Origin of the sequence: Microbacterium sp. F51-2R (assembly GCF_052180235.1) — a bacterium.
In the GTDB taxonomy this organism is placed as follows: domain Bacteria; phylum Actinomycetota; class Actinomycetes; order Actinomycetales; family Microbacteriaceae; genus Microbacterium.
In genome coordinates this window covers 2,134,413-2,152,856 of the sequence record NZ_CP197470.1, presented here as the reverse complement: position 1 = coordinate 2,152,856, position 18,444 = coordinate 2,134,413, and the positions used below count along the sequence as shown (strand labels likewise).

The following is an 18,444-nucleotide window of genomic DNA, read 5'->3' as shown; positions in this document are numbered from 1 at the left end:
GATGGACGAAGGGACGGATGCCGCGGCATCCGCCGACTTCGTCCAATCCTTCGCCCGCGGACTCGCGGTGATCCGGGCGTTCGGCGAGGGTGACGCGCAGCTGAGCCTCAGCGACGTCGCCCGGCGCAGCGACATGCCACGCGCGGCGGCGCGGCGGTTCCTGCGCACGCTCGAGACGCTCGGGTACGTGCGGGGCAGCGGCGAGGGTGCGAACCGCACCTACGCCCTGACCCCGCGCGTGCTCGAGCTCGGCTTCGGCTACCTCTCGTCACTCTCGCTCCCCGAGATCGTGCAGCCCCACCTCGAGCTCCTCTCGCGCGAGGTGAGCGAGAGCGTCTCGGCCGCCGTGCTCGACGGCGCCGACATCGTCTACATCGCGAGGGTCCCGACGCGGCGCATCATGAGCGTGCGCATCACGATCGGCACGCGCTTCCCGGCCTATGCGACGAGCATGGGGCGTGTGCTCCTGGCCGCAGCGGGGGAGGATGCCGCGGCCGCCGCGGTCGAGGCATCCGTTCTCGAGAAGCTCACCGAGCGGACGCTCACCGACGCCGCCGCCCTCCGCCGGGAGCTCGCGCAGGTGCGCGAGCAGGGCTGGGCGCTCGTCGACGGCGAGCTCGAACCCGGCCTGCGGTCGGTCGCCGCGCCTCTGCACGGACGAGGGGGAGCGGTCGTGGCCGCCCTCAACGTCTCGACGAGTGCGACCCGCGACTCGGTCGAGCACCTCGTCGAGGCGTACGTGCCGGCGCTCCTGCGGACGGCCGCCGCCATCGACGCCGACCTGCGCCTGGTCTGAGGGGCGCGCGAGCCGCCGCGGGAAGGGAGGATCTCACCGGACGGGAGGGCCGACACGCCGTGCTGCGGCCCGCCCTTCCCGTGAGAACCTCCGCTCCGCGCACGGCGAAGGGCAGGGCGCGCGCCCCGCGCGCGGCGAGGGCCGCCGGGAAGCACCCGGCCGGTCAGACGCGCTCGACGAGGGCGCCCGGGCCCTCCGACACCTGCGCCGCGGCCTGCTCGAAGAGCCCGCGCATCCACGTGTGCTCGGGATCGCGGCCGTGCACCGGATGCCACCACAGGGCGTTGACGACCGGGGTGGCGTCGAACGGGGGCTGCAGCACGCGGATGCCGGGCACGCTCGAGGCGTAGTCCGACAGGCCGGCCTGGATGAGCCCCAGCCGGTCGGTGCCGGCGATGAAGTGGGGGAGCGCGAGGAAGCTCTCGACGACGGCCTCGACCCGGGGCTCGATGCCGAGCTGCTGCAGCTGGCGCGCGGCGGAGGTGAAGGCCGTCCGCGTCTGGAAGGTGAAGACCCACGAGAGCAGGCCGAGCGTCTCCATCGTCAGCACGTCGCCGACCTGGTCGTTGGACTCGGAGGCGACGACCACCCAGCCGTCGCGCCACAGGTCCATGTACGGGAGCTCGGTCAGGTGGCCGTGCGGGATCACCATGCCGTCCGCCGCCCGGAGGCGGTTGAGGGCGTCGTCGACGATCGAGGGGTTGTGCAGCATGAACCGGAAGCGCACTCCCGGCGCCTCCTGCGCGGCCAGGCGCGAGACGGCCTTGCCGATCGTCGCGAACCCGTAGTCCGAGCCGTAGATCGAGAACTCGCGCGTCGAGTCGTGCGGCGTCCAGATCGCCTGGCTCTCGAAGACCCGGCGGGCGGCGTCGAGCGCCGTCGTGGTGTGCTCGGTCAGTCGCAGGGCGAGCGGGGTCAGCTCGTAGGTGTTGCCGCGCCGGGCGAGGATCGGGTCGTTGAAGTGCGTGCGCAGCCGCGCGAGCGAGGCGCTCAGAGCCGGCTGGCTGAGGTGCAGCCGCTCCGCGGCGCGCGTGACACTCCGCTCCGTGAGGAGGGCGTCGAGCGCGACGAGCAGGTTGAGGTCGAGCCGAGAAAGAAGCGGTTGATCGGTCACGGCGGTGTGATCCTTCGGTACGAGGCTGACCACGAGTGTATCAACGCAATCTATGCCGTTGAGAGGTCGCATCGCCCGCAGCGATAGTCGACGGATGCCGCGGCATCCGTCGTCGTAATGTGTGCATCCGTCCTACTTATGCCTGAAAAGAACTAATGCTGTTAGCGTGGAGGAGACGCCATGGAGCGCCGGGCCACGCCGCGCCCCGACGAAAGGGAGCATCGATGCTTCTCGAGAGAGATCTCATCCAGTCCACGGGATTCCGCAATGTGCGAGAGGGCGGGGAGGTCACGGGCTTCCAGCTGCGCGTGCGCATCCCCAACTACCGCGGGCTGTACGCGTCGCTCATCGACGGCATCTCGGTGCGCGTGGGCGATCTCGTCGACGTGCCGCACGACGTGCCGCTGTGGACGTTCGGGGGTCAGACCTACACGCTCGCGCAGCTGTGGGACTCCGACGACGTGCGCTGGCCGCTCGAGGAGGCGGCGGTGGTCACCGTGCCGTTCCCCGGCGGCCTGCCGGAGGGCACCCACGAGGTCTCGGTGGAGGTGCTGCTGCGCGCGTCGTACATCCCCATCGAGCACCAGCCGAGCCGCACGCGGGCATCCCGCTGGGTCACCCTGACATCCGAGAACGACGGCGGCCCGTTCCGGTACGGCGTGAGCCTCTACAGCTACACCGACGACTTCACCACGGTGCTCGGCCTCGACACGGCGATGGCAGCGATCGCCGACCTCGGCGCGACGGGCATCGAGATCCTGGGCGAGGGGCACGTGCCGGGCTACCCCGACCCGTCGAGCGCGTGGGTCGACGAGTGGTTCCGGCTCCTCGACGTCTACGGGCTCGAACCCACGAACATGGGGTCGTGGATCGACACGCGCCTGCACTCCAGCGGCGCGAACGGCCGCGACATGACGGCGGCCGAGGGCGCCGCGGCGCTGCAGCGCGACCTCCGTCTCGCCAAGCGGCTCGGCTTCCGGTTCGTGCGGCCGAAGATCGGCGTCGTGACCAGCGACCTCGTCCCGCACCCGATCTGGACCGAGTCGGTCGAGCGCAGCCTCGACCTCGCCGCCGAGCTCGACGTCGTCATCGCACCCGAGATCCACTCGCCGACGCCGATCAAGCACCCCGTCGTCGACGACTACATCGACCTCATTCAGCGCACCGGCACGAAGCACTTCGGCCTGCTGATCGACACCGGCATCTTCCAGGACCGGCCGATCCCGCTCCGCCCCGGCGAGACCCGCGAGACGCGTCCCGCGTTCCTCGACGGGATCGGCGTGGATCCCGCCGACCTCGCCGCGATCGGCGAGTACGTCGTGTTCGTGCAGGCGAAGTTCCACGACATCGACGAGAACCGCGAGGATCAGCAGATCCCGTGGCGGCCCGTCCTCCAGGGGCTCAAGGACGCGGGTTACACCGGGTACCTCTCGAGCGAATACGAGGGCGTCCGCGAGCCGTGGCGCTCCCTCGAGCAGGTGCGCCGACAGCACTCGATCATGCGCGAGATCGCGTCGACCCTCGACTGAAACGACAAGGACCTGCCATGCCGAACGGACTCATCTCCCACGACAGCCTCCGCGCCCACCCCGAGGGTCTCGCGCTGAAGCTCACGATCCCCTGGTACCGGAGCCTCTGGCTCTCGTCGGTCTCGACGCTGCGCGTCACGGTCGACGGAGCCGAGGTCGCCGCCGACGATCTCGCCTTCGAACTCGACGGGCGCCGGTTCGCCATCGCCGAGCTGCCGCAGCAGACCGAGACGCTGTGGTTCTTGCAGCAGCATCCGTCTCTCATCGTCCGGCGAAACGAGCCCGTCGCCCTCGGCGAGGAGCACGAGATCGAGATCTTCGGCGAGCTGCGCCTGCCCTACATGCAGATCGCGCCCGGCCAGGACGGCGGTCCGGGCCTGTACGTGCCGAACATCGTGCGCCAGTCGCTCACGCTGACGGTCACCGATCGCGACGAGGCGCCGCTGGCGACGACGTCGGAGGTCGCGCCGCCGCCCGCTGCGACCGAGGACGACCCCTTCAAGCTCGGCCTCACGCTGTACTCGGCGAGCGCGGAGTTCCGTGCCGGCTGGTACGACTTCGACTCGCTGCTCGACCGCGTGGCCGAGCTCGGCATCGGACCCGGGATCGAGATCGTCGCCTCGCAGATGGTGCCGACCTACCCCGTCGTCTCCGACGAGTTCGTCGCGCAGTGGCGGGCCGCCTTCGACCGGCACGGCTTCGACGAGAGCTCCTTCGGCGCCAACCTCGACATGGGCCGGCGCCGCGACCGCGACATGACGCCCGACGAGGAGTTCGAGTTCAGCGAGCTGATGTTCCGGGGAGCCAAGAAGCTCGGGTTCCCCCTCGTGCGCATCCAGAGCGCCAAGCCGGAGCTGCTGCGCCGGCTGCTGCCGATCGCGGAAGACCTCGAGCTCAAGCTCGCCTACGAGATCCACGCGCCGATGGGCCCGAACGCTCCCGAGATCCTCAAGGTGCGCGACGTCTACGCCGACCTCGACTCGCCGCTGCTCGGCTTCGTCGCCGACTTCTCGTCGACGATGCACGCGATGTCGCCCACATTGCTGCGCGCCGTCCGGCGAGCGGGGCTCGACGACGAGGCGATCCTGCGCCTGCAGCAGATCTGGGCGACGGATGCCTCGATGCGCGACCGGCAGCAGGAGTTCATCGCCTACCTGAACAGCCGCGACTTCGACCCCGGCCGGCTCGGATCGTTCGCGCACCTCGCGTTCAACATGCACGGCCACGTCGACCCGCGCGAGTGGGCCGACATCATGCCCCAGATCCTCCACGTGCACGCGAAGTTCTACGACATCGACGAGAACGGCCAGGAGCCGGCGATCGACTACCCCGAGCTCGTGCGCGTGTTCGTCGAGGGCGGCTATCGCGGCTACTGGTCGAGCGAGTGGGAGGGGCACGCGTTCGCCGAGCTCGGCGAGGTCGACCCGCTCGTACTCGTGCGCAAGCAGCATGACCTCATCCGGGCGTCGATGCGGGCGGTGCCGGCGCATGCCTGAGACCGACGTCGACTTCCGCACGCTCCCGCTCCCCGAGGTGCTCCGCCTCTTCCGCGAGCAGGGCGAGCCCGCCGATCCCCGTCCCGACATCGACACCGCGTCGCTCGTGCGACGCTTCCCGCACCTCGCAGGCGTCGGGACGACAGACGTCCGCATCGACGGACCGCGCGGCCGGGTCGTGCCCGCGCGGCTGTATCGGGATGCCGGGGCCGAGGCATCCGGAAACGCCCTCGTGTGGGTGCACGGCGGCGCCTTCATCGGCGGCCACCTCGACATGCCGGAGTCGAACTGGGTCGCGCGCGAGCTCGCCGCACGCGGCATCCCCGTGCTCGCCGTCGACTACGTCAAGTGCCTCGGCGAGGTGCACTTCCCCGAGCCGTCGGACGACGTGCTCGCCGGGTGGCAGCACGCCCTCGCGCACGCCGACGAGCTGTTCGGCGTGCCGGCCTCCGCCGTGTTCCTCGGCGGCGCCAGTGCGGGCGGCAATCTGACGGCCGGTGCGACGGCGCGGCTGAGGGATGCCGGGTCAGAGGCCCCCGCCGGGCTCGTGCTCGTCTATCCCGTCGTGCACCCGAACGGGCCCGACGCTTCCCCCGAGGTCGACGCCGACTCCCCGCACGGCGCGCTCGCCGTCAACTTCGCGGGGTCGCCGGAGGGTCTCGCCGATCCGCACGCGTTCGCGGCGCTCGGCGCGGCCGAGGGCTTTCCGCCGACGTTCGTGCTCGTGTGCGAGCACGACGCGCTGCGCCCTTCGGGCGAGGCGTTCGCGCAGCAGCTCGAGGACGCCGGCGTGCCGGTGGTCTTGCGCGTCGAGGCCGGAGCCGACCACGGCCACATCAACGAGCCGGCCGATCCGACGGCGCTGCCGACGATCGAGGCGGTCGCGGCGTGGATCGGGTCGCGCGCATGAGCGGCCCGCGCTGGCGCGTCGAGAACCGGCAGCTCCTGTTCGACGGCGAGGCGGTCCTCCTTCTCGGGGGCCAGCTCCACAACTCCACGGCATCGAGTTCCGAGGCGACGGCACGCGCGTTCGCGCACGCGGCGGCTCTCGGGGCGAACGCCGTCATCGCCCCCGTGAGCTGGGACCTCTGCGAGCGGGAGGAGGGCGACTTCGACTTCTCGGTCGCCGACGCGCTCCTGACGCACGCGCACACGGCTGATCTGCGTCTGGTCGTGCTGTGGTTCGGGGCCTTCAAGAACGCCGCCTCCACGTATGCGCCCCGCTGGGTCCGCGCGGACGCCGACCGATTCCCCCGGGCCGTGGTGGGCGCACACGACCGACCGCCGTTCACGTACGAGGGCGCGACGCACAAGCCCGTGCTGAGCGTCTTCTCGCCCGCCCTGCGGGACGCCGACGCCACGGCGTTCGAGCGGTTCGTGCGGTTCCTCGCGGTGCATCCCTTCCGGGACCGCGTCGCACTCCTCCAGGTGGAGAACGAGGTGGGTCTGCTCGCCGACAGCAGGGACCGCTCCGCGATCGCCGAGGTCGCGTGGCGTTCGCCGGTCCCGGACGACTTCCTCGAGTTCCTGCGAGGGTCCGCGCAGGAGTCGACCGCGCGGGGCCTGTGGGAGGCGCGCGGCGCGCCGGCGTCGGGGACGTGGTCGGAGGTCCTCGGCGACGGATGGGAAGCCGACGAGGTGTTCATGGCCTGGGCCTTCTCCACCTATGTGGAGTCGCTCGCCCGTCGCGCCGCCGGCATCTGGCCCCTCCCGCTGTACGCGAACGCATGGCTCGGACCTCAGCCGGGGCAAGACCGCGCAGGGCAGTATCCCTGCGGCGGTCCCGGGTCTCGGGTGCTCGACGTCTGGCGGGCGGGTGCGCCGTCGCTGGCGATGCTGTGCCCCGACATCTATGTCGACGAGGCAGCACCGGTGGTGCGCACATACGCCTCCGCCGATCGGGCGCTGTTCGTTCCCGAGTGCCGCGTGCGCGTAGGAGACATCGCGACCTCGCTCGCGGCGGGCGCCGTGGGGTGGTCGGCCTTCGGGCTGGAAGACATCCGGGTCGGCAGTCAGGTCTCGCAGCTGCTCGGGCAGCTGACGCAGATCGAGTCCGTGCTCGTCGCCGCTCAGCAGGAGGGACGACTGACCGCCGTCGTCCTGCCTCCGGACGCCGAGGCCGAGAGGGTGGTCGTGGGTGACCTCGAACTCGTCGCACGCGGCACGCGCGCGCTGTTCGAGAGGATGCTGCTCGACGCGGGTGTGGGCCATCCCACCGCTCCGCCGTCTCCGCCTGAGGAGACGCTGCCCGGTGCGGCGGTCGCCAGCCCCCACGACACGCGCCCGTTCGGACTCATCCTCGACGAGGGCGACGACACGTTCCTCGTCTTCGGGCAGGGCCTTACGCTCGACTTCTTCCTCGCCGACTCGGTCGTGGAGTACGACTCGGTCGTGGAGGGATGCTTCGTCGACGGCTCATGGATGCCGGGGCGTTCGCTCAACGGAGATGAACGCCTGCGCATCCTGCCTCTCGACGAGGTCGGCGTCGTGCGTATCCGTCTCGTCCGCGTCTCGGGGGCGACGACATCTTGACGACCCGCTACGTCCACCGGCGCTCGCCGTCCGTCCCGAGAGGGGGCTTCGATGCCTGAAACACCGACGTTCGTGAACCCCGTCCTCGGGGGCGACCGCCCGGATCCCGCCGTCATCAAGGTCGGCGACGAGTACTGGATGACCTACTTGTCTTTCGAGTCGGCGCCGGGGCTGCTGCTCTACCGTTCGCGCGACCTCGTCACCTGGACCTCCGCCGGGTCAGCGCTCGCCGAACCGCTCGGCAGCACCTTCGCCGTCGACATCGCCGAGGTCGACGGACGCTTCTTCATCTACATCCCGTTCATCCCGGCGCCGTGGTCGGCGCTGGAGGCGCCGGCCATCTTCGTGATCCACGCCGACTCGATGGAGGGCCCGTGGTCCGAGCCGATCGACCTCGGCATCCGGTGGGCGATCGACCCCGGACACGTCGTCGGCGAGGACGGCAAGCGCTACCTCTTCGTCAACGGCATCCGTCGCATCCGACTCGCCGACGACGGCCTGTCGACCGTCGGCGAGCTGGAGCACGTCTACGACGGCTGGCGCTACCCCGACGAGTGGATCACCGAGGCGTACGCGCTCGAGGGCCCGAAGCTCTTCCGGCGCGACGGCTGGTTCTACCTCGTGAGCGCCGTCGGAGGCACCGGCGGGCCGCCGACGGGGCACATGGTCATCGTCGCGCGGTCGCGGTCGGTGCACGGGCCGTGGGAGAACAGCCCGCACAATCCCATCGCCCGCACGCGCGACGCGGCCGAGAAGTGGTGGTCGCGCGGGCACGCGACGATCGTCCCCGGTCCCGCCGGGGAGGGTTGGTGGATGGTGTCGCACGGCTACGAGAACGGCTACCGCACGCTCGGGCGTCAGATCCTGCTCGAGCCGATCGAGTGGACCGACGACGGCTGGCCGGTGGCCGCGCTCGACGACATCGGGGGAGTGCTGGATGCCCCGGCCGCGGCATCCGTTCAATCCCCGCCGCCCTCGTTCCACGACGACTTCTCGGTGCTGCGGCTCGGCGAGCGGTGGACCTTCCACGCGCCGTCGCCGGGCGAGGCGCGGCGTCTCGCGCTGGATGACGGGCTGGTGCTCGCGGCGAAGGGGCACGGCCCCGGCGACACGTCGCCCCTCGCCGTGCTGACCGGCGACCATGCGTACGAGGTGGAGGTCGACGTCGAGCTGCTGGGCGACGGCGTCGAGGCGGGGCTGCTGCTCTTCTTCAACGACCGGCTCTTCTGCGGCATGGGGATCGACGGGAATCGGATGCCGAGCTACGCCGGAGGGCACATCACTCACTGGCGCGAGCCCGCGCCGGCGGTGCGCCGCCTGCAGCTGCGGCTTCGCAACGACGAGCACATCGTGACGGGGTGGTATCGCGAGCCGGGCGGTGAGTGGACGCGGCACGCGATCCGCTACGAGACCTCGGGCTACCACGCCAACACGATGGCCGATCTGCTGAGCCTGCGCCCCGCCCTGTACGCGGCGGGGGACGGCGCGGCGCGGCTCCGCGACTTCCGGTACCGCCCGCTGCGCTGACCCGCGCGGCCTCCCGGCTCGGCTGGGCGTGGCGTTCATGACTCCGGAAGAACGGCGCGCACCCGCCGGCTGAGGGGTGTTTCCGCCCTCGGCGGGCCGATTCTTCCGGAGTTATGCGCCGGCCGGCGGGCGCGCGCCCAACTCCCGGTACCGTCGCGCCTCGCGCGGCCCCGCCCGACCCGGCCCTGCCCGACCCGGCTCGACCCGTCCCGTCACGGCCCCGGCCCGGGCGCGGCGCCGCCCGCACCGACCATTCCGCGCCCGCCACCTCGGACTTCAGCCCAAGGAGTCGGTTCGCCGCGGGCCTAACTCAGGATGAGCGCGCCCGACACGCCGTTGCGATGCGCGCGGCGGGCCGCTGGACGACCTCTCATCCTGAATTGGGCCCGGGGGTGGGCCCGAGGGGTTTGCTGGAAGTGCGGGTGCCGTGGCGGGGTGGTCGGCGGCCGGCGTTGCGGGGTGGGGGCGCGGGGTGGGGGTGCCGGATGGGTGTTCATAACTCCGGAAGAACAGCGCCGCCCTGCCGCCGGAGGCGGGTTCTGGCGGCGGCGGGCCGGTTCTTCCGGAGTTATGCGCAGACCGACCCCGACCCCACACCCCTACCGGGCCCGGACGGTGAGGGCGACGGGCTGGGCGCGGTCCAGCGTCGGGCCGACGTGCAGCACGAAGGCGCCCGGCTCGACGGTGAAGCGTCCGTCGAGCCAGAAGCCGAGCTGCTCGTCGCCGATCTCGAATGAGAGGGTCGCGGTCTCGCCCGGCGCGATCGCCCGGCGCTCGAAGGCGGCGAGACGCCGGACGGGCGGAGCGGTGCTCGCCACGAGGTCTTCGACGTAGACCTGCACGACCTCGTCGCCCGGGAGGTCCGACACGTTGGTCACGTCGATCGACAGCGTGACCGCCTCACCCTGCGTCAGCTCGGCGGCCGACACGCGCGGCTCCCCGTGCCGGAACGACGCGTAGCCCGACCCGTGCCCGAAGGCGAACTGGGGCCCGAGCTCAAGATCGAGGTACTTCGACGTGAACTTCTCCTGCAGGTTGTCGGGTCCGTGCAGGCCCACGTCGGCCACTTCCGTCGTCAGGGTGCCGCCGACCGTCGCGGGGCGGCCGGTGTTCTCGTGCGCGTAGTCGATCGGGATCTGGCCGACCGAGCGCGGCCACGACATCGGCAGGCGCCCCGCGGGCTCCTCGTCGCCCACGAGCAGGTCGACGATCGCGGCGGCGGCCTCGGTGCCGCCGTGCCAGGCGACCACGACGGTCGGCGCAGCCTCGATCCAGTCGGCGACCACGAGCGGGCGACCCGTGACGAGCACGACGATGAAGGGCGTGCCGGTCTCCGCGATCGCGTGGATGAGCTCCTCCTGGCGGCCGGGGAGTCGCAGGTCGCTCCGCGAAGCGGCCTCGCCCGACAGGGCGCTCGGCTCGCCCACGAGCACGACCACGACGTCGCTCTCGCGGGCGGCGGAGGCCGCGCTCTCGATGTCGGCGTCCGAGCCGGCGAAGAAGTCGACGCCCGGCACGGCCGTCACGTCCAGGCCGCGGCCACGAGCCTCGGCGGCGACGCTCTGCGCGCCGGCGGCGAAGAACTGCGTCCACGCGCCGAGAAGGTCCGGCGACTCCGCGTACGGCCCGGTCAGCAGCACTCGGCCCCGGCCCCGGAGGGGCAGTGTCCCCTCGCTCTTCAGCAGCACCGACGAGCGCGCCGCCGCACGGCGCACGAGGCGGCGCGAGTCGGCCGTGGGCTCGGTGCGCTCCTCGTCTTCGGCCACGAAGGGGTACTCGAAGAGCCCGAGCGCCTCCTTCACCGCGAGCACCCGGCGGACGGCATCGTCGATCCGCGCCGGCTCGATCTGCGCGAGCGCCGCCTCGGCGACCTCGCCAGGAGTGCCGCCCATCTCGATGTCGAGTCCCGCCTCGAACGACCGGGCCACGGCATCCGTCAGACTCTCCGCCACCCGGTGCGCGAGCAGATTTCGCACGCCCTCGGCATCGCCGACGACGACGCCCTCGAACCCCCACTCGGTCTTCAGCATGTCGGTCAACAGGCCCCGGTTGACGTGCATCGGCACTCCGCCGACCGTGTTGAACGACGCCATGACCGAGGCCACGCCTTCGTCGACGACGGCGCGGAAGGGCTCGAGGTAGACGTTGCGCAGCCGGTGCCCCGACACGTCGACGCTGTTGTAGTCGCGCCCGCCCTCGGGCTGGCCGTACGCCACGAAGTGCTTCGCGGTCGCCGCGATCGAGGTCGGAGCCGCGAGGTCGCCGCCCTGGTAGCCGCGGACCATCGCGCGTCCCATCACGGAGGTGAGGTGCACGTCCTCCCCGAAGCCCTCGACGACGCGTCCCCATCGCGGGTCGCGCGAGACGTCGACCATCGGCGAGAAGGTCCAGTTCACTCCGCCCGACCGCGCCTCCGCCGCCGCGAGCGCGGCGAGCTCCTCGACCAGGGCGGGGTCGAAGCTCGCGGCCTGCGCGAGCGGCACGGGGGCGATGGTGCGCTGGCCGTGGATGACGTCGAGTCCGACGAGGAGAGGGATGCCGAGGCGGGTCTCTTCGACGGCGACACGCTGCAGCTCATTCGTCTTCGCCGCCGACGGCGGCCAGAAGACCGATCCGAGCCCTTCGCGTACGAGCTGCGCGGCATCGTCGGGCCGAGGACGGAAGACGATCTGCAGCTGGCCCAGCTTCTCGGCCGGGGTCATCTCCGCCAGCAGTCGCTCGATCCGTTCACTGGTCATGTCTCATCCTCCGTCGGGGAGAAGCGGGCAAAAGGAGTGCCGCCCGGGGCCGAAGCCCCGGACGGCACGTCTCAGTGGATCGTCCTGGTGATCAGTTGCCCCAGGCGGCGTCCATGTCGGACAGCACCTGGTCGACCGTCTTCTGGCCGGTCAGCAGGCCCTGCACACCCGTGCCGAGCGCGTCGTACACCGCGGGGTTCGGCCAGCTGGCGTTGGGAAGGCCGACGAAGTCGCCGTTCTCGAGCTGGTCGGCGATCGGCTGGTAGATCGGCAGGAGGTTCTCCGCCGTGGCGCCCGTGATCGGCACGAAGCCCGAGAGGTCGGCGAACGCCTTGGCCTGCTCCGGCTGGGCCACCCAGTCGAGGAAGGCCTGCGCCGACTTCTTGGCGCCGTCGCCGGCCTTCGAGTTGATCGCCCACGCATAGTTGGCCGAGGCGAGCACGAAGGGCTTCTGGCCCTCGGCGGGCGGGAAGGCCTGCACGTCGAGCTTCAGGCCGGTCGCGGCACCGATCGAGAGGGCCGCGGAGCCGGGGACGGCCGCGGTCAGCGACTGGCCGCCGGCGATGTTGGCCGTGATGTTGTCGAACGTGCCGCCCGCGGCGCCGTCCTGGAAGCAGCCCTTCTCGTTGAGCTCGACGACGTCCTGGAGGGTCTCCTTCCAGCCATCGCTGTCGGCGAAGGTGACCTTGCCGTCGGCGCGCTGCTCGTTCCAGTCGGGCGTCTCGGCGTAGACGCGCGTCGCCGAGATGAGCATCGAGAGGAGGCCCGTGTTGAAGGGGATCGCTCCCGCGACGACCGTGAACGACTTGCCGGCGTCCTTGACGGTCGCGCAGTCCTTGAGCATCTGGTCGTACGTCGCGGGGTACTCGCTGAGGCCGGCGTCTTTCGCAGCGCCCGGGTTGTAGACGTAGCCGACGGGCGCAAGCGCCGTGGGCTGGCCGTAGACCTTGCCGTCGCTGCCGTAGAGGTTCTCGGTGCCCGCGGGGATGATGCCCGCCGACGTCTTGTCGAGAGGCTCGAGGAAGCCGGCGTCGGCGAGCGTGACGACCGAGATCGCCTGGCCGGTGCCGGGTGCGAGGACCATCATGTCGGCGGCGTTGCCCGCCTGCAGCTGCGTCGTGACCTGCGTGTTGTACGCCTCGGAGGGGTAGGGGATGACCTCGACCTTGACGCCGGTCTCCTTGGAGTAGGCGTCGAGGGTCTTGGCGTAATAGTCGTCGGCGTCGTTCGCCTGGGCGACCATGACGGTGAAGGAGTCCCCGGCGGCGGCGGCGTCGCCGCTGCTCGTGCTTCCGCCGTCGGAGCCGCCGGCAGAACATCCGGCGAGAAGGAGGATCCCGACGACCGGAGCCGCGAGAAGCGACCACCGGAGACCGGGAGCTGTGTGCTGTGGCATTTCGACCCTTTCGTGACTTCGTTGTCGCCAGCTCGGGATGCTGGCCCGGCCGCTGGCCGCACACTCAGCCTGACACACATTCGCACGATTCCGACATTAGTATCGCTTATGTGGTGCAATAGCCTCATTGATCAGCGTTCAGCCCTGGTCAGAGTTCATTTCCGTCACGACGGCGACCGGTCCCGCGAGGCCCGCGGGCTGCGGCGCTGCGGTGCGCTCGAAGACGTGCGCCATCGGCGCGAACAGTTCTCCGGTGGCGACGGATGCCTCGGCGATGAGCCGGTTGCGCCAGGGGTTGGCGACCTCGACCTCGACCTCGTTGCGTCCCGCGGTCACCGCGTGAGAGATGTCGACCCGGAACGGGATCGTCCAGGCGACCCCGCAGTCGATGCCGTTCACGCGCACGCGCGCGATGTCGGCGACCCGGCCGAGGTCGAGGAGTGATCGCCCGTCGCCGGAGGCGGGAACGTGCGTGAACTCGGCGCGGTACACCGCCGTGCCGGAGAAGCCGCGCGCCGCGTCGTCGAGCTCGGTCCAGAGCTCCGGGCCCCGCGGGAACGAGGCGGTCGCACGCCCTGGGATCGAGAGCGTCCATCCGCCGTCCAGCCCGACGCGGCGCAACGCCGTGTCCGCGCGGGACGCGGCGCCCGCCCCTCCGCCCTGCCCCGGCACGACGAAGACCGAGCCGAACGGCGGCAGGAACAGTTCGAACTCGCGCCGACCGCCGGCGCCCTCGATCTCTCGCAGCGGTGCTGCGCCCACGCCGACGGGGTCCCAGGCATCGAGCCCCGGAGTCGAGGCGGCCACGCGCAGCCGCACCCGCACTTCGTCGCCGTGCGGGTTGGCGAGGAAGGTGACGCGCCGCCCCGCCGCGCGCCGCGCGATCGTCCGCAGTGAAGCGCCGGCGACGACCAGCTCCGGTTCGATCCCGAGCTCGTCGAGCGCGGCGGCGAGGTCGGAGGTCGGCACGACACGACCGCGGGCGCGCGGGAGCGCCCAGATCTCGTCGCGAAGACGTGCGAACTCCTCCCGATCGTCGCCGAGCGACGGCGAGCTCCCGGGGGCGACGCCGACGAGTGTCGCGCCCGCATCGAGCAGCGCGGCGAGCCGCCGGAGCGTCGCCACCGTGAGCCGGCGACTCGACCCCCCGAGGAAGAGCAGCCGGTAGCGTGCGCCTGCCGAGGCGAGGCCGTCGCCGTCGACGCGCAGGGTCGCGAGGCCGTCCACTCCGACGTAGTCGAAGTCGAACCCCTCGGGCACGGATGTGTCGAAGGCCGCGTCGAAGAGCCCGGTGACGGGGGCCTCCTCGCCGACGAACACCGCGATGTCAACGGCCGGTTCGCCCGCCGAGAGCACCGCCGACGCGCGCGCAAGGTAGTCGATCCATGGGCGGGCCATCCCCGCCCACGTCTCGTTCGCCGTGAAGGCCTGCCCGAGGAACGGCGCGAGGGCGATGCCCGGCGGGGGAGCCGCCAGCGGCTGGTGCGGCGAGGTGTGGATGCAGAACCGCGTGACCCCGAGCGCGAGCTGCAGGTCGGCGACGTGCTTGAGGCTGCGGGGCGACGAAGCCCACGGGCGGTCGAAGCTCGTGAAGGCTTCCGCGCCCGTCCAGCGCTTGCCGTGCACGTGGGCGACGGATGCCGCGCCCTTGAGGTCGGCGACGTAGGTCGGCCGTGGCCCCGCCTCGGCGTCGAACGTCCACATCGCCCCCATCGGAACGTCGGCGTGCGACCGCATCGCGAGGTCGTCGCCGAGCTGCGGGCGGCCGTCTTCGAGGGCCTCGGCGTAGTAGGACATGCCGCGCGCGTGCGCCTCCGCGGCGAGCGTGCCGTAGTACTCGGTGGCGAAGAGCTCCGTGATCGTGCGGCGGTAGTCGTAGAGGAAGCGGTCGGATGCCTCGGCCCCGCCGACCACGTAGCCCGCGAGCGCAGGCAGCCACGGCGTGGGGTCGTAGCCGCGCAGCGCGGCGAAGCGTTCGGCGATCCTGTCGGTCCAGTTCTGGGCGCCCGACTCGATGCTGTCGCTGAGGAGCGCGTCGAACCGGCCGGGTTCGAAGCGCTCGAGGTGCCGCGCGAGGAAGGCCGCCACGCGCGCGCGGTCGAGCTTGTCGACCTCGAGCCCCGTCGCGTCGGGGAGCGCGGGGCCGTTGGTCTGCCCCGTGAGCGAGGCGCCGAGGCGGAGGATGCGCCACGTGCCGGGCGGGGCGTCCCACCGCAGGCGGCCGCCGTCGAGGTGTGCAGTGAGGTCCACGACACTCCCGCCGGGCACGGCCCCGGCCACCGCGGTGGGGTCGGTGTCGACGGCGTAGTAGTCGGGCACGACCCCGAACCCGGCCTTGGCCTCGGCCCGATGCACGCGGGCGCCGGCGCGCAGCGCGAACTCTGAGACGAGGAAGGAGTCGCTGCGGCGGAGGACGGGAGGAAGCCGCACGCCGTCGGCGACGGGCGGCAGGGCCTCGGCGGCGCTCGCGCCCGAGACGGCGAGGCGGAAGCGCCGCGCCGTGACGGGCGGGAAGGTCACGGTCTGCGCCGGCACGGCGGACGCGTTCAGCGTCACGACATCGCGCCACGTCGTGCCGTCCTCGCTCGCCTGCAGCACGGCGTCGGGCGCGGGGGCAGCGCCGAAGCCGCGAGGACCGGGGAGTCCCACCGTCACCGAGCGGACGGTGACCGGCGCGTCGAACTCCTGCTCGATCCACGCCGACGACCAGGCGTCGGGATCGCGGGGGAGCCGGACGGCGGCGTCGAACGAGCCGTCGGTGAGGGGCGCGACATCCTCGATCTCCGCCGATGCGCGCACGCGCGACGGGGAGAGTGCTTCGTGGCCCGGATCGGCGGGGAACGCCACGACCCGCCAGTCCACGGCCCACGGCGCGCGCGCGGGTGCGCCCCACCGCGCGGAGTCCTGGAAGAGGCCCGCGACCGCGGGGAGTGACGGAAGGGCGACATCGACTCCCGCGCCTCCCTCGACCGTCGCCTCCGACCAGACGACCTTCTTCATGGCATCGCCGGGTTCGACCCACGGCCCGCCCGACGCGCTCCAGCCCGACGACGTCGCGACGGCGAACTCGAGGCCGAGGTCTGCCGCGGTCGTCGTCGCGGTCTCGAGGGCGCGAGCCCAGGCATCCGTCCCGGGGCGCACCGCCTCGGGCACCACGAGCGGCACGCCCATGCCGCCGTCGAAGAGCTGAACCCCGCGGACGCCGCTCTCGTGCAGCCATGTGAGGTCGCGGACTATGCCGGCGGGGTCGACGTTGCCGTCCATCCAGTGCCACCAGGCACGGGGCCGCGCCTCGTCCGGCGGATCCACGAAGGCATCCCACAGCTCGGAGAGGGGGTCGAGGGCGGATCGTGTCGGCTCTGCCACGCTGTTCATCCTCGCCGCCACGCACTGCCTGCAGAGGTCGCCGCTACTTATATCCGATATCGCTAAAACTAATGTGTGCTTTCGACGCAAGTGTGTGAGCATTGCTGCGGGCGCCCCCGACGGGGGCGTGTGACGACGAGGTCAGAGAGCAGATGACAGTGACGATCGAGCGAGACGCTACTCGCACCCTCACGGTGCCGCCTCAAGCACGGAAGACGCCGCGCCCTCGCGGCCGCAAGCCGCTCATCAGCTACGGCCATTGGTGGTGGGCCCTCCCCGCGATCGTCCTCGTGATCGGCGTCCACTACGCCGCGACCCTCACGGGCGGCTTCTTCGCGTTCACGAACTGGACCGGTCTCGGCGACTGGGAGTTCATCGGCCTCGACAACTTCGTGCGGATCTTCAAAGACCCGCTCATGCTCGGCGCGGTGTGGAACACGCTGTTCCTGGCCTTCGGCTCGGTGGTGCTCACGAACGTGCTCGGTCTGGGCTTCGCCCTGGCGATCAACCGCACCCTGAAGACCCGCTACATCCTGCGCACGCTCCTGTTCATGCCGGTCGTGCTCAGCCCCCTCGCCGTCGCGTACGTCTGGAAGTTCATCTTCCAGTTCAACGGGCCGCTCAACGGGTTCCTTGCCGCGGTCGGCCTGGAGTCCTGGCAGAAGGTGTGGCTCGCCGACCCGTCGTGGTCGATCTGGGCCATCCTCCTCACGGTCGTCTGGCAGCAGACCGGCTTCGTCATGGTGATCTACCTCGCGGGGCTCGCCTCCGTGCCGGTCGAGCTCGAGGAGGCCGCGGCCCTCGACGGTGCGGGCCTGGTCAAGCGTTTCTGGCATGTCACGGTTCCCGGCATCCGTCCCTCGATCGCGATCGCGACGACCCTCGGGATCATCCAGGGCCTGCGGATCTTCGACCAGATCCTCGCGCTCACCGGCGGCGGACCGGCCGGGGCGACCGAGACCCTCGCGACACAGGTCTACAAGCAGGCCTTCTCGCTCGGCCAGTTCGGGTTCGGCTCGGCGCTCGCGCTCGTGCTGACCCTCATCATCCTCGTCTTCGCGATCCTCCAGCAGTACGCGACGCGCGACCGCGACGCCGCCCGAAAGGCCTGACATGTTCCGGTACACCAAGCTCACCGCGGTGCGCGAAGTCCTCGTCTGGCTCATCACGCTCCTCGGGCTCCTGCCCTTCTACTTCCTCATCGCAACGGCGTTCAAGACCGACCAGGAGGCGCTCACGACGAGCGCCATCGCGCCGCCGCAGTCGCTCGACTTCGGCTCGTTCATCTCGGTGCTCACGGCGACGGGGCGCAACAGCATCCCGATGGCGATCCTCAACAGCGCGATCATCACGGCGGGTGCGATCGCGGGCCTCGTGCTGTTCGGCTCGGTCGCCGCCTACGTCATCACACGCCGCACCCGCGCCTGGACGAACCTGACCTTCTACCTCGTGCTCATCGCGATCATCCTGCCCGCGCAGCTGGGCACAGTGCCGCTGTACATCGGCGCCCGGAGCGTGGGCCTCACCGGCAACGCGCTCGGCATGATCCTCCTGTGGATCGGCATCCTGCTGCCGCTGTCGGTCTTCCTCTACGCGAGCTTCTTCCGCGGGCTCACGACCGAGTACGAGGAAGCCGCCGTCATCGACGGCGCGACGCCGACACAGGCGTTCTTCCGCGTCGTGCTGCCGCTCATGGCGCCCGCGACCGGCACCGTCGCGATCCTGGCGGGCCTCATCGTCTGGAACGACTTCTTCAACTCGCTGATCTTCCTCGGCGGCTCGACGACCCAGACCTTGCCCGTCGCGATGTACACCTACGTCGGCGGTCTCGTCTCGGCGTGGAACAAGATCTTCGCGGTCGTCATCATCTCGATGATTCCGATCCTGCTCTTCTACATGTTCGCGCAGAAGAAGTTCATCCAGGGCTTCGCGGGAGGCCTGAAGGGCTGA

12 protein-coding genes are annotated in these 18,444 nt (G+C 71.2%); 8 read left to right on the top strand and 4 right to left on the bottom strand.

Annotated elements, in window-relative coordinates; translation table 11 throughout:
• Position 1 precedes the first annotated feature (1 nt).
• Positions 2 to 796, top strand: coding sequence for an IclR family transcriptional regulator domain-containing protein (locus ACSBPH_RS09545; protein ID WP_442574113.1), 795 nt, complete (start codon positions 2 to 4; stop codon positions 794 to 796).
• A 163-nt stretch (positions 797 to 959) separates the two neighbouring features.
• Here the strand turns inward: ACSBPH_RS09545 and ACSBPH_RS09540 are convergent, their stop codons facing one another.
• Positions 960 to 1,910, bottom strand: a complete 951-nt coding sequence (locus tag ACSBPH_RS09540; RefSeq protein ID WP_442574112.1) for a LysR family transcriptional regulator — start codon at positions 1,908 to 1,910, stop codon at positions 960 to 962.
• 224 nt (positions 1,911 to 2,134) lie between these two features.
• On the opposite strand from ACSBPH_RS09540, the gene ACSBPH_RS09535 reads away from it, so the two are divergent.
• The 5 genes from ACSBPH_RS09535 to ACSBPH_RS09515 are packed head-to-tail and all read left to right on the top strand — an operon-like array spanning position 2,135 to position 8,994.
• On the top strand, positions 2,135 to 3,439 hold the full coding sequence (locus ACSBPH_RS09535; protein WP_442574111.1) for a C-glycoside deglycosidase beta subunit domain-containing protein: 1,305 nt from the start codon (positions 2,135 to 2,137) through the stop codon (positions 3,437 to 3,439).
• 17 nt (positions 3,440 to 3,456) lie between these two features.
• The gene (locus ACSBPH_RS09530; RefSeq protein ID WP_442574110.1) at positions 3,457 to 4,935 is read left to right on the top strand and encodes a C-glycoside deglycosidase beta subunit domain-containing protein; all 1,479 of its coding nucleotides are present in this window, start codon (positions 3,457 to 3,459) and stop codon (positions 4,933 to 4,935) included.
• Positions 4,928 to 5,845, top strand: coding sequence for an alpha/beta hydrolase (locus ACSBPH_RS09525; RefSeq protein ID WP_442574109.1), 918 nt, complete (start codon positions 4,928 to 4,930; stop codon positions 5,843 to 5,845). Before ACSBPH_RS09530 ends, ACSBPH_RS09525 begins: the two co-directional genes overlap by 8 nt.
• A complete protein-coding gene (locus ACSBPH_RS09520) occupies positions 5,842 to 7,467 on the top strand; it encodes a DUF5597 domain-containing protein (RefSeq protein ID WP_442574108.1) in 1,626 nt (541 codons plus the stop codon). Before ACSBPH_RS09525 ends, ACSBPH_RS09520 begins: the two co-directional genes overlap by 4 nt.
• 51 nt (positions 7,468 to 7,518) lie before the next feature.
• A complete protein-coding gene (locus ACSBPH_RS09515) occupies positions 7,519 to 8,994 on the top strand; it encodes a family 43 glycosylhydrolase (RefSeq protein ID WP_442574107.1) in 1,476 nt (491 codons plus the stop codon).
• Positions 8,995 to 9,593: 599 nt separating this feature from the next.
• Here ACSBPH_RS09515 and ACSBPH_RS09510 read toward each other — a convergent pair.
• The 3 genes from ACSBPH_RS09510 to ACSBPH_RS09500 form a co-directional block, all read right to left on the bottom strand.
• Complete coding sequence (locus ACSBPH_RS09510; RefSeq protein WP_442574106.1) at positions 9,594 to 11,732, bottom strand: glycoside hydrolase family 3 N-terminal domain-containing protein; 2,139 nt, start codon at positions 11,730 to 11,732, stop codon at positions 9,594 to 9,596.
• Between the two features lie 91 nt (positions 11,733 to 11,823).
• Positions 11,824 to 13,128, bottom strand: coding sequence for an ABC transporter substrate-binding protein (locus ACSBPH_RS09505; RefSeq protein WP_442574105.1), 1,305 nt, complete (start codon positions 13,126 to 13,128; stop codon positions 11,824 to 11,826).
• Positions 13,129 to 13,266: 138 nt separating this feature from the next.
• Positions 13,267 to 16,494 carry a glycosyl hydrolase gene (locus ACSBPH_RS09500; RefSeq protein ID WP_442574104.1) on the bottom strand — a complete coding sequence of 1,076 codons (3,228 nt, stop codon included), beginning with the start codon at positions 16,492 to 16,494 and terminating at the stop codon, positions 13,267 to 13,269.
• A 152-nt stretch (positions 16,495 to 16,646) separates the two neighbouring features.
• Between ACSBPH_RS09500 and ACSBPH_RS09495 the strand changes: the two genes are divergently transcribed.
• Both ACSBPH_RS09495 and ACSBPH_RS09490 read left to right on the top strand, forming a co-directional pair.
• Complete coding sequence (locus tag ACSBPH_RS09495; RefSeq protein ID WP_442574103.1) at positions 16,647 to 17,606, top strand: carbohydrate ABC transporter permease; 960 nt, start codon at positions 16,647 to 16,649, stop codon at positions 17,604 to 17,606.
• 1 nt (position 17,607) lies between these two features.
• Positions 17,608 to 18,444, top strand: a complete 837-nt coding sequence (locus tag ACSBPH_RS09490; protein WP_442574102.1) for a carbohydrate ABC transporter permease — start codon at positions 17,608 to 17,610, stop codon at positions 18,442 to 18,444.

Coding starts and splice junctions, on each gene's coding strand:
- ACSBPH_RS09495 (WP_442574103.1), top strand. CDS start 16,647: ATGACAGTGACGATCGAGCGAGACGCTACTCGCACCCTCACGGTGCCG.
- ACSBPH_RS09530 (WP_442574110.1), top strand. CDS start 3,457: ATGCCGAACGGACTCATCTCCCACGACAGCCTCCGCGCCCACCCCGAG.
- ACSBPH_RS09505 (WP_442574105.1), bottom strand. CDS start 13,128: ATGCCACAGCACACAGCTCCCGGTCTCCGGTGGTCGCTTCTCGCGGCT.
- ACSBPH_RS09510 (WP_442574106.1), bottom strand. CDS start 11,732: ATGACCAGTGAACGGATCGAGCGACTGCTGGCGGAGATGACCCCGGCC.
- ACSBPH_RS09525 (WP_442574109.1), top strand. CDS start 4,928: ATGCCTGAGACCGACGTCGACTTCCGCACGCTCCCGCTCCCCGAGGTG.
- ACSBPH_RS09490 (WP_442574102.1), top strand. CDS start 17,608: ATGTTCCGGTACACCAAGCTCACCGCGGTGCGCGAAGTCCTCGTCTGG.
- ACSBPH_RS09535 (WP_442574111.1), top strand. CDS start 2,135: ATGCTTCTCGAGAGAGATCTCATCCAGTCCACGGGATTCCGCAATGTG.
- ACSBPH_RS09520 (WP_442574108.1), top strand. CDS start 5,842: ATGAGCGGCCCGCGCTGGCGCGTCGAGAACCGGCAGCTCCTGTTCGAC.
- ACSBPH_RS09515 (WP_442574107.1), top strand. CDS start 7,519: ATGCCTGAAACACCGACGTTCGTGAACCCCGTCCTCGGGGGCGACCGC.
- ACSBPH_RS09545 (WP_442574113.1), top strand. CDS start 2: ATGGACGAAGGGACGGATGCCGCGGCATCCGCCGACTTCGTCCAATCC.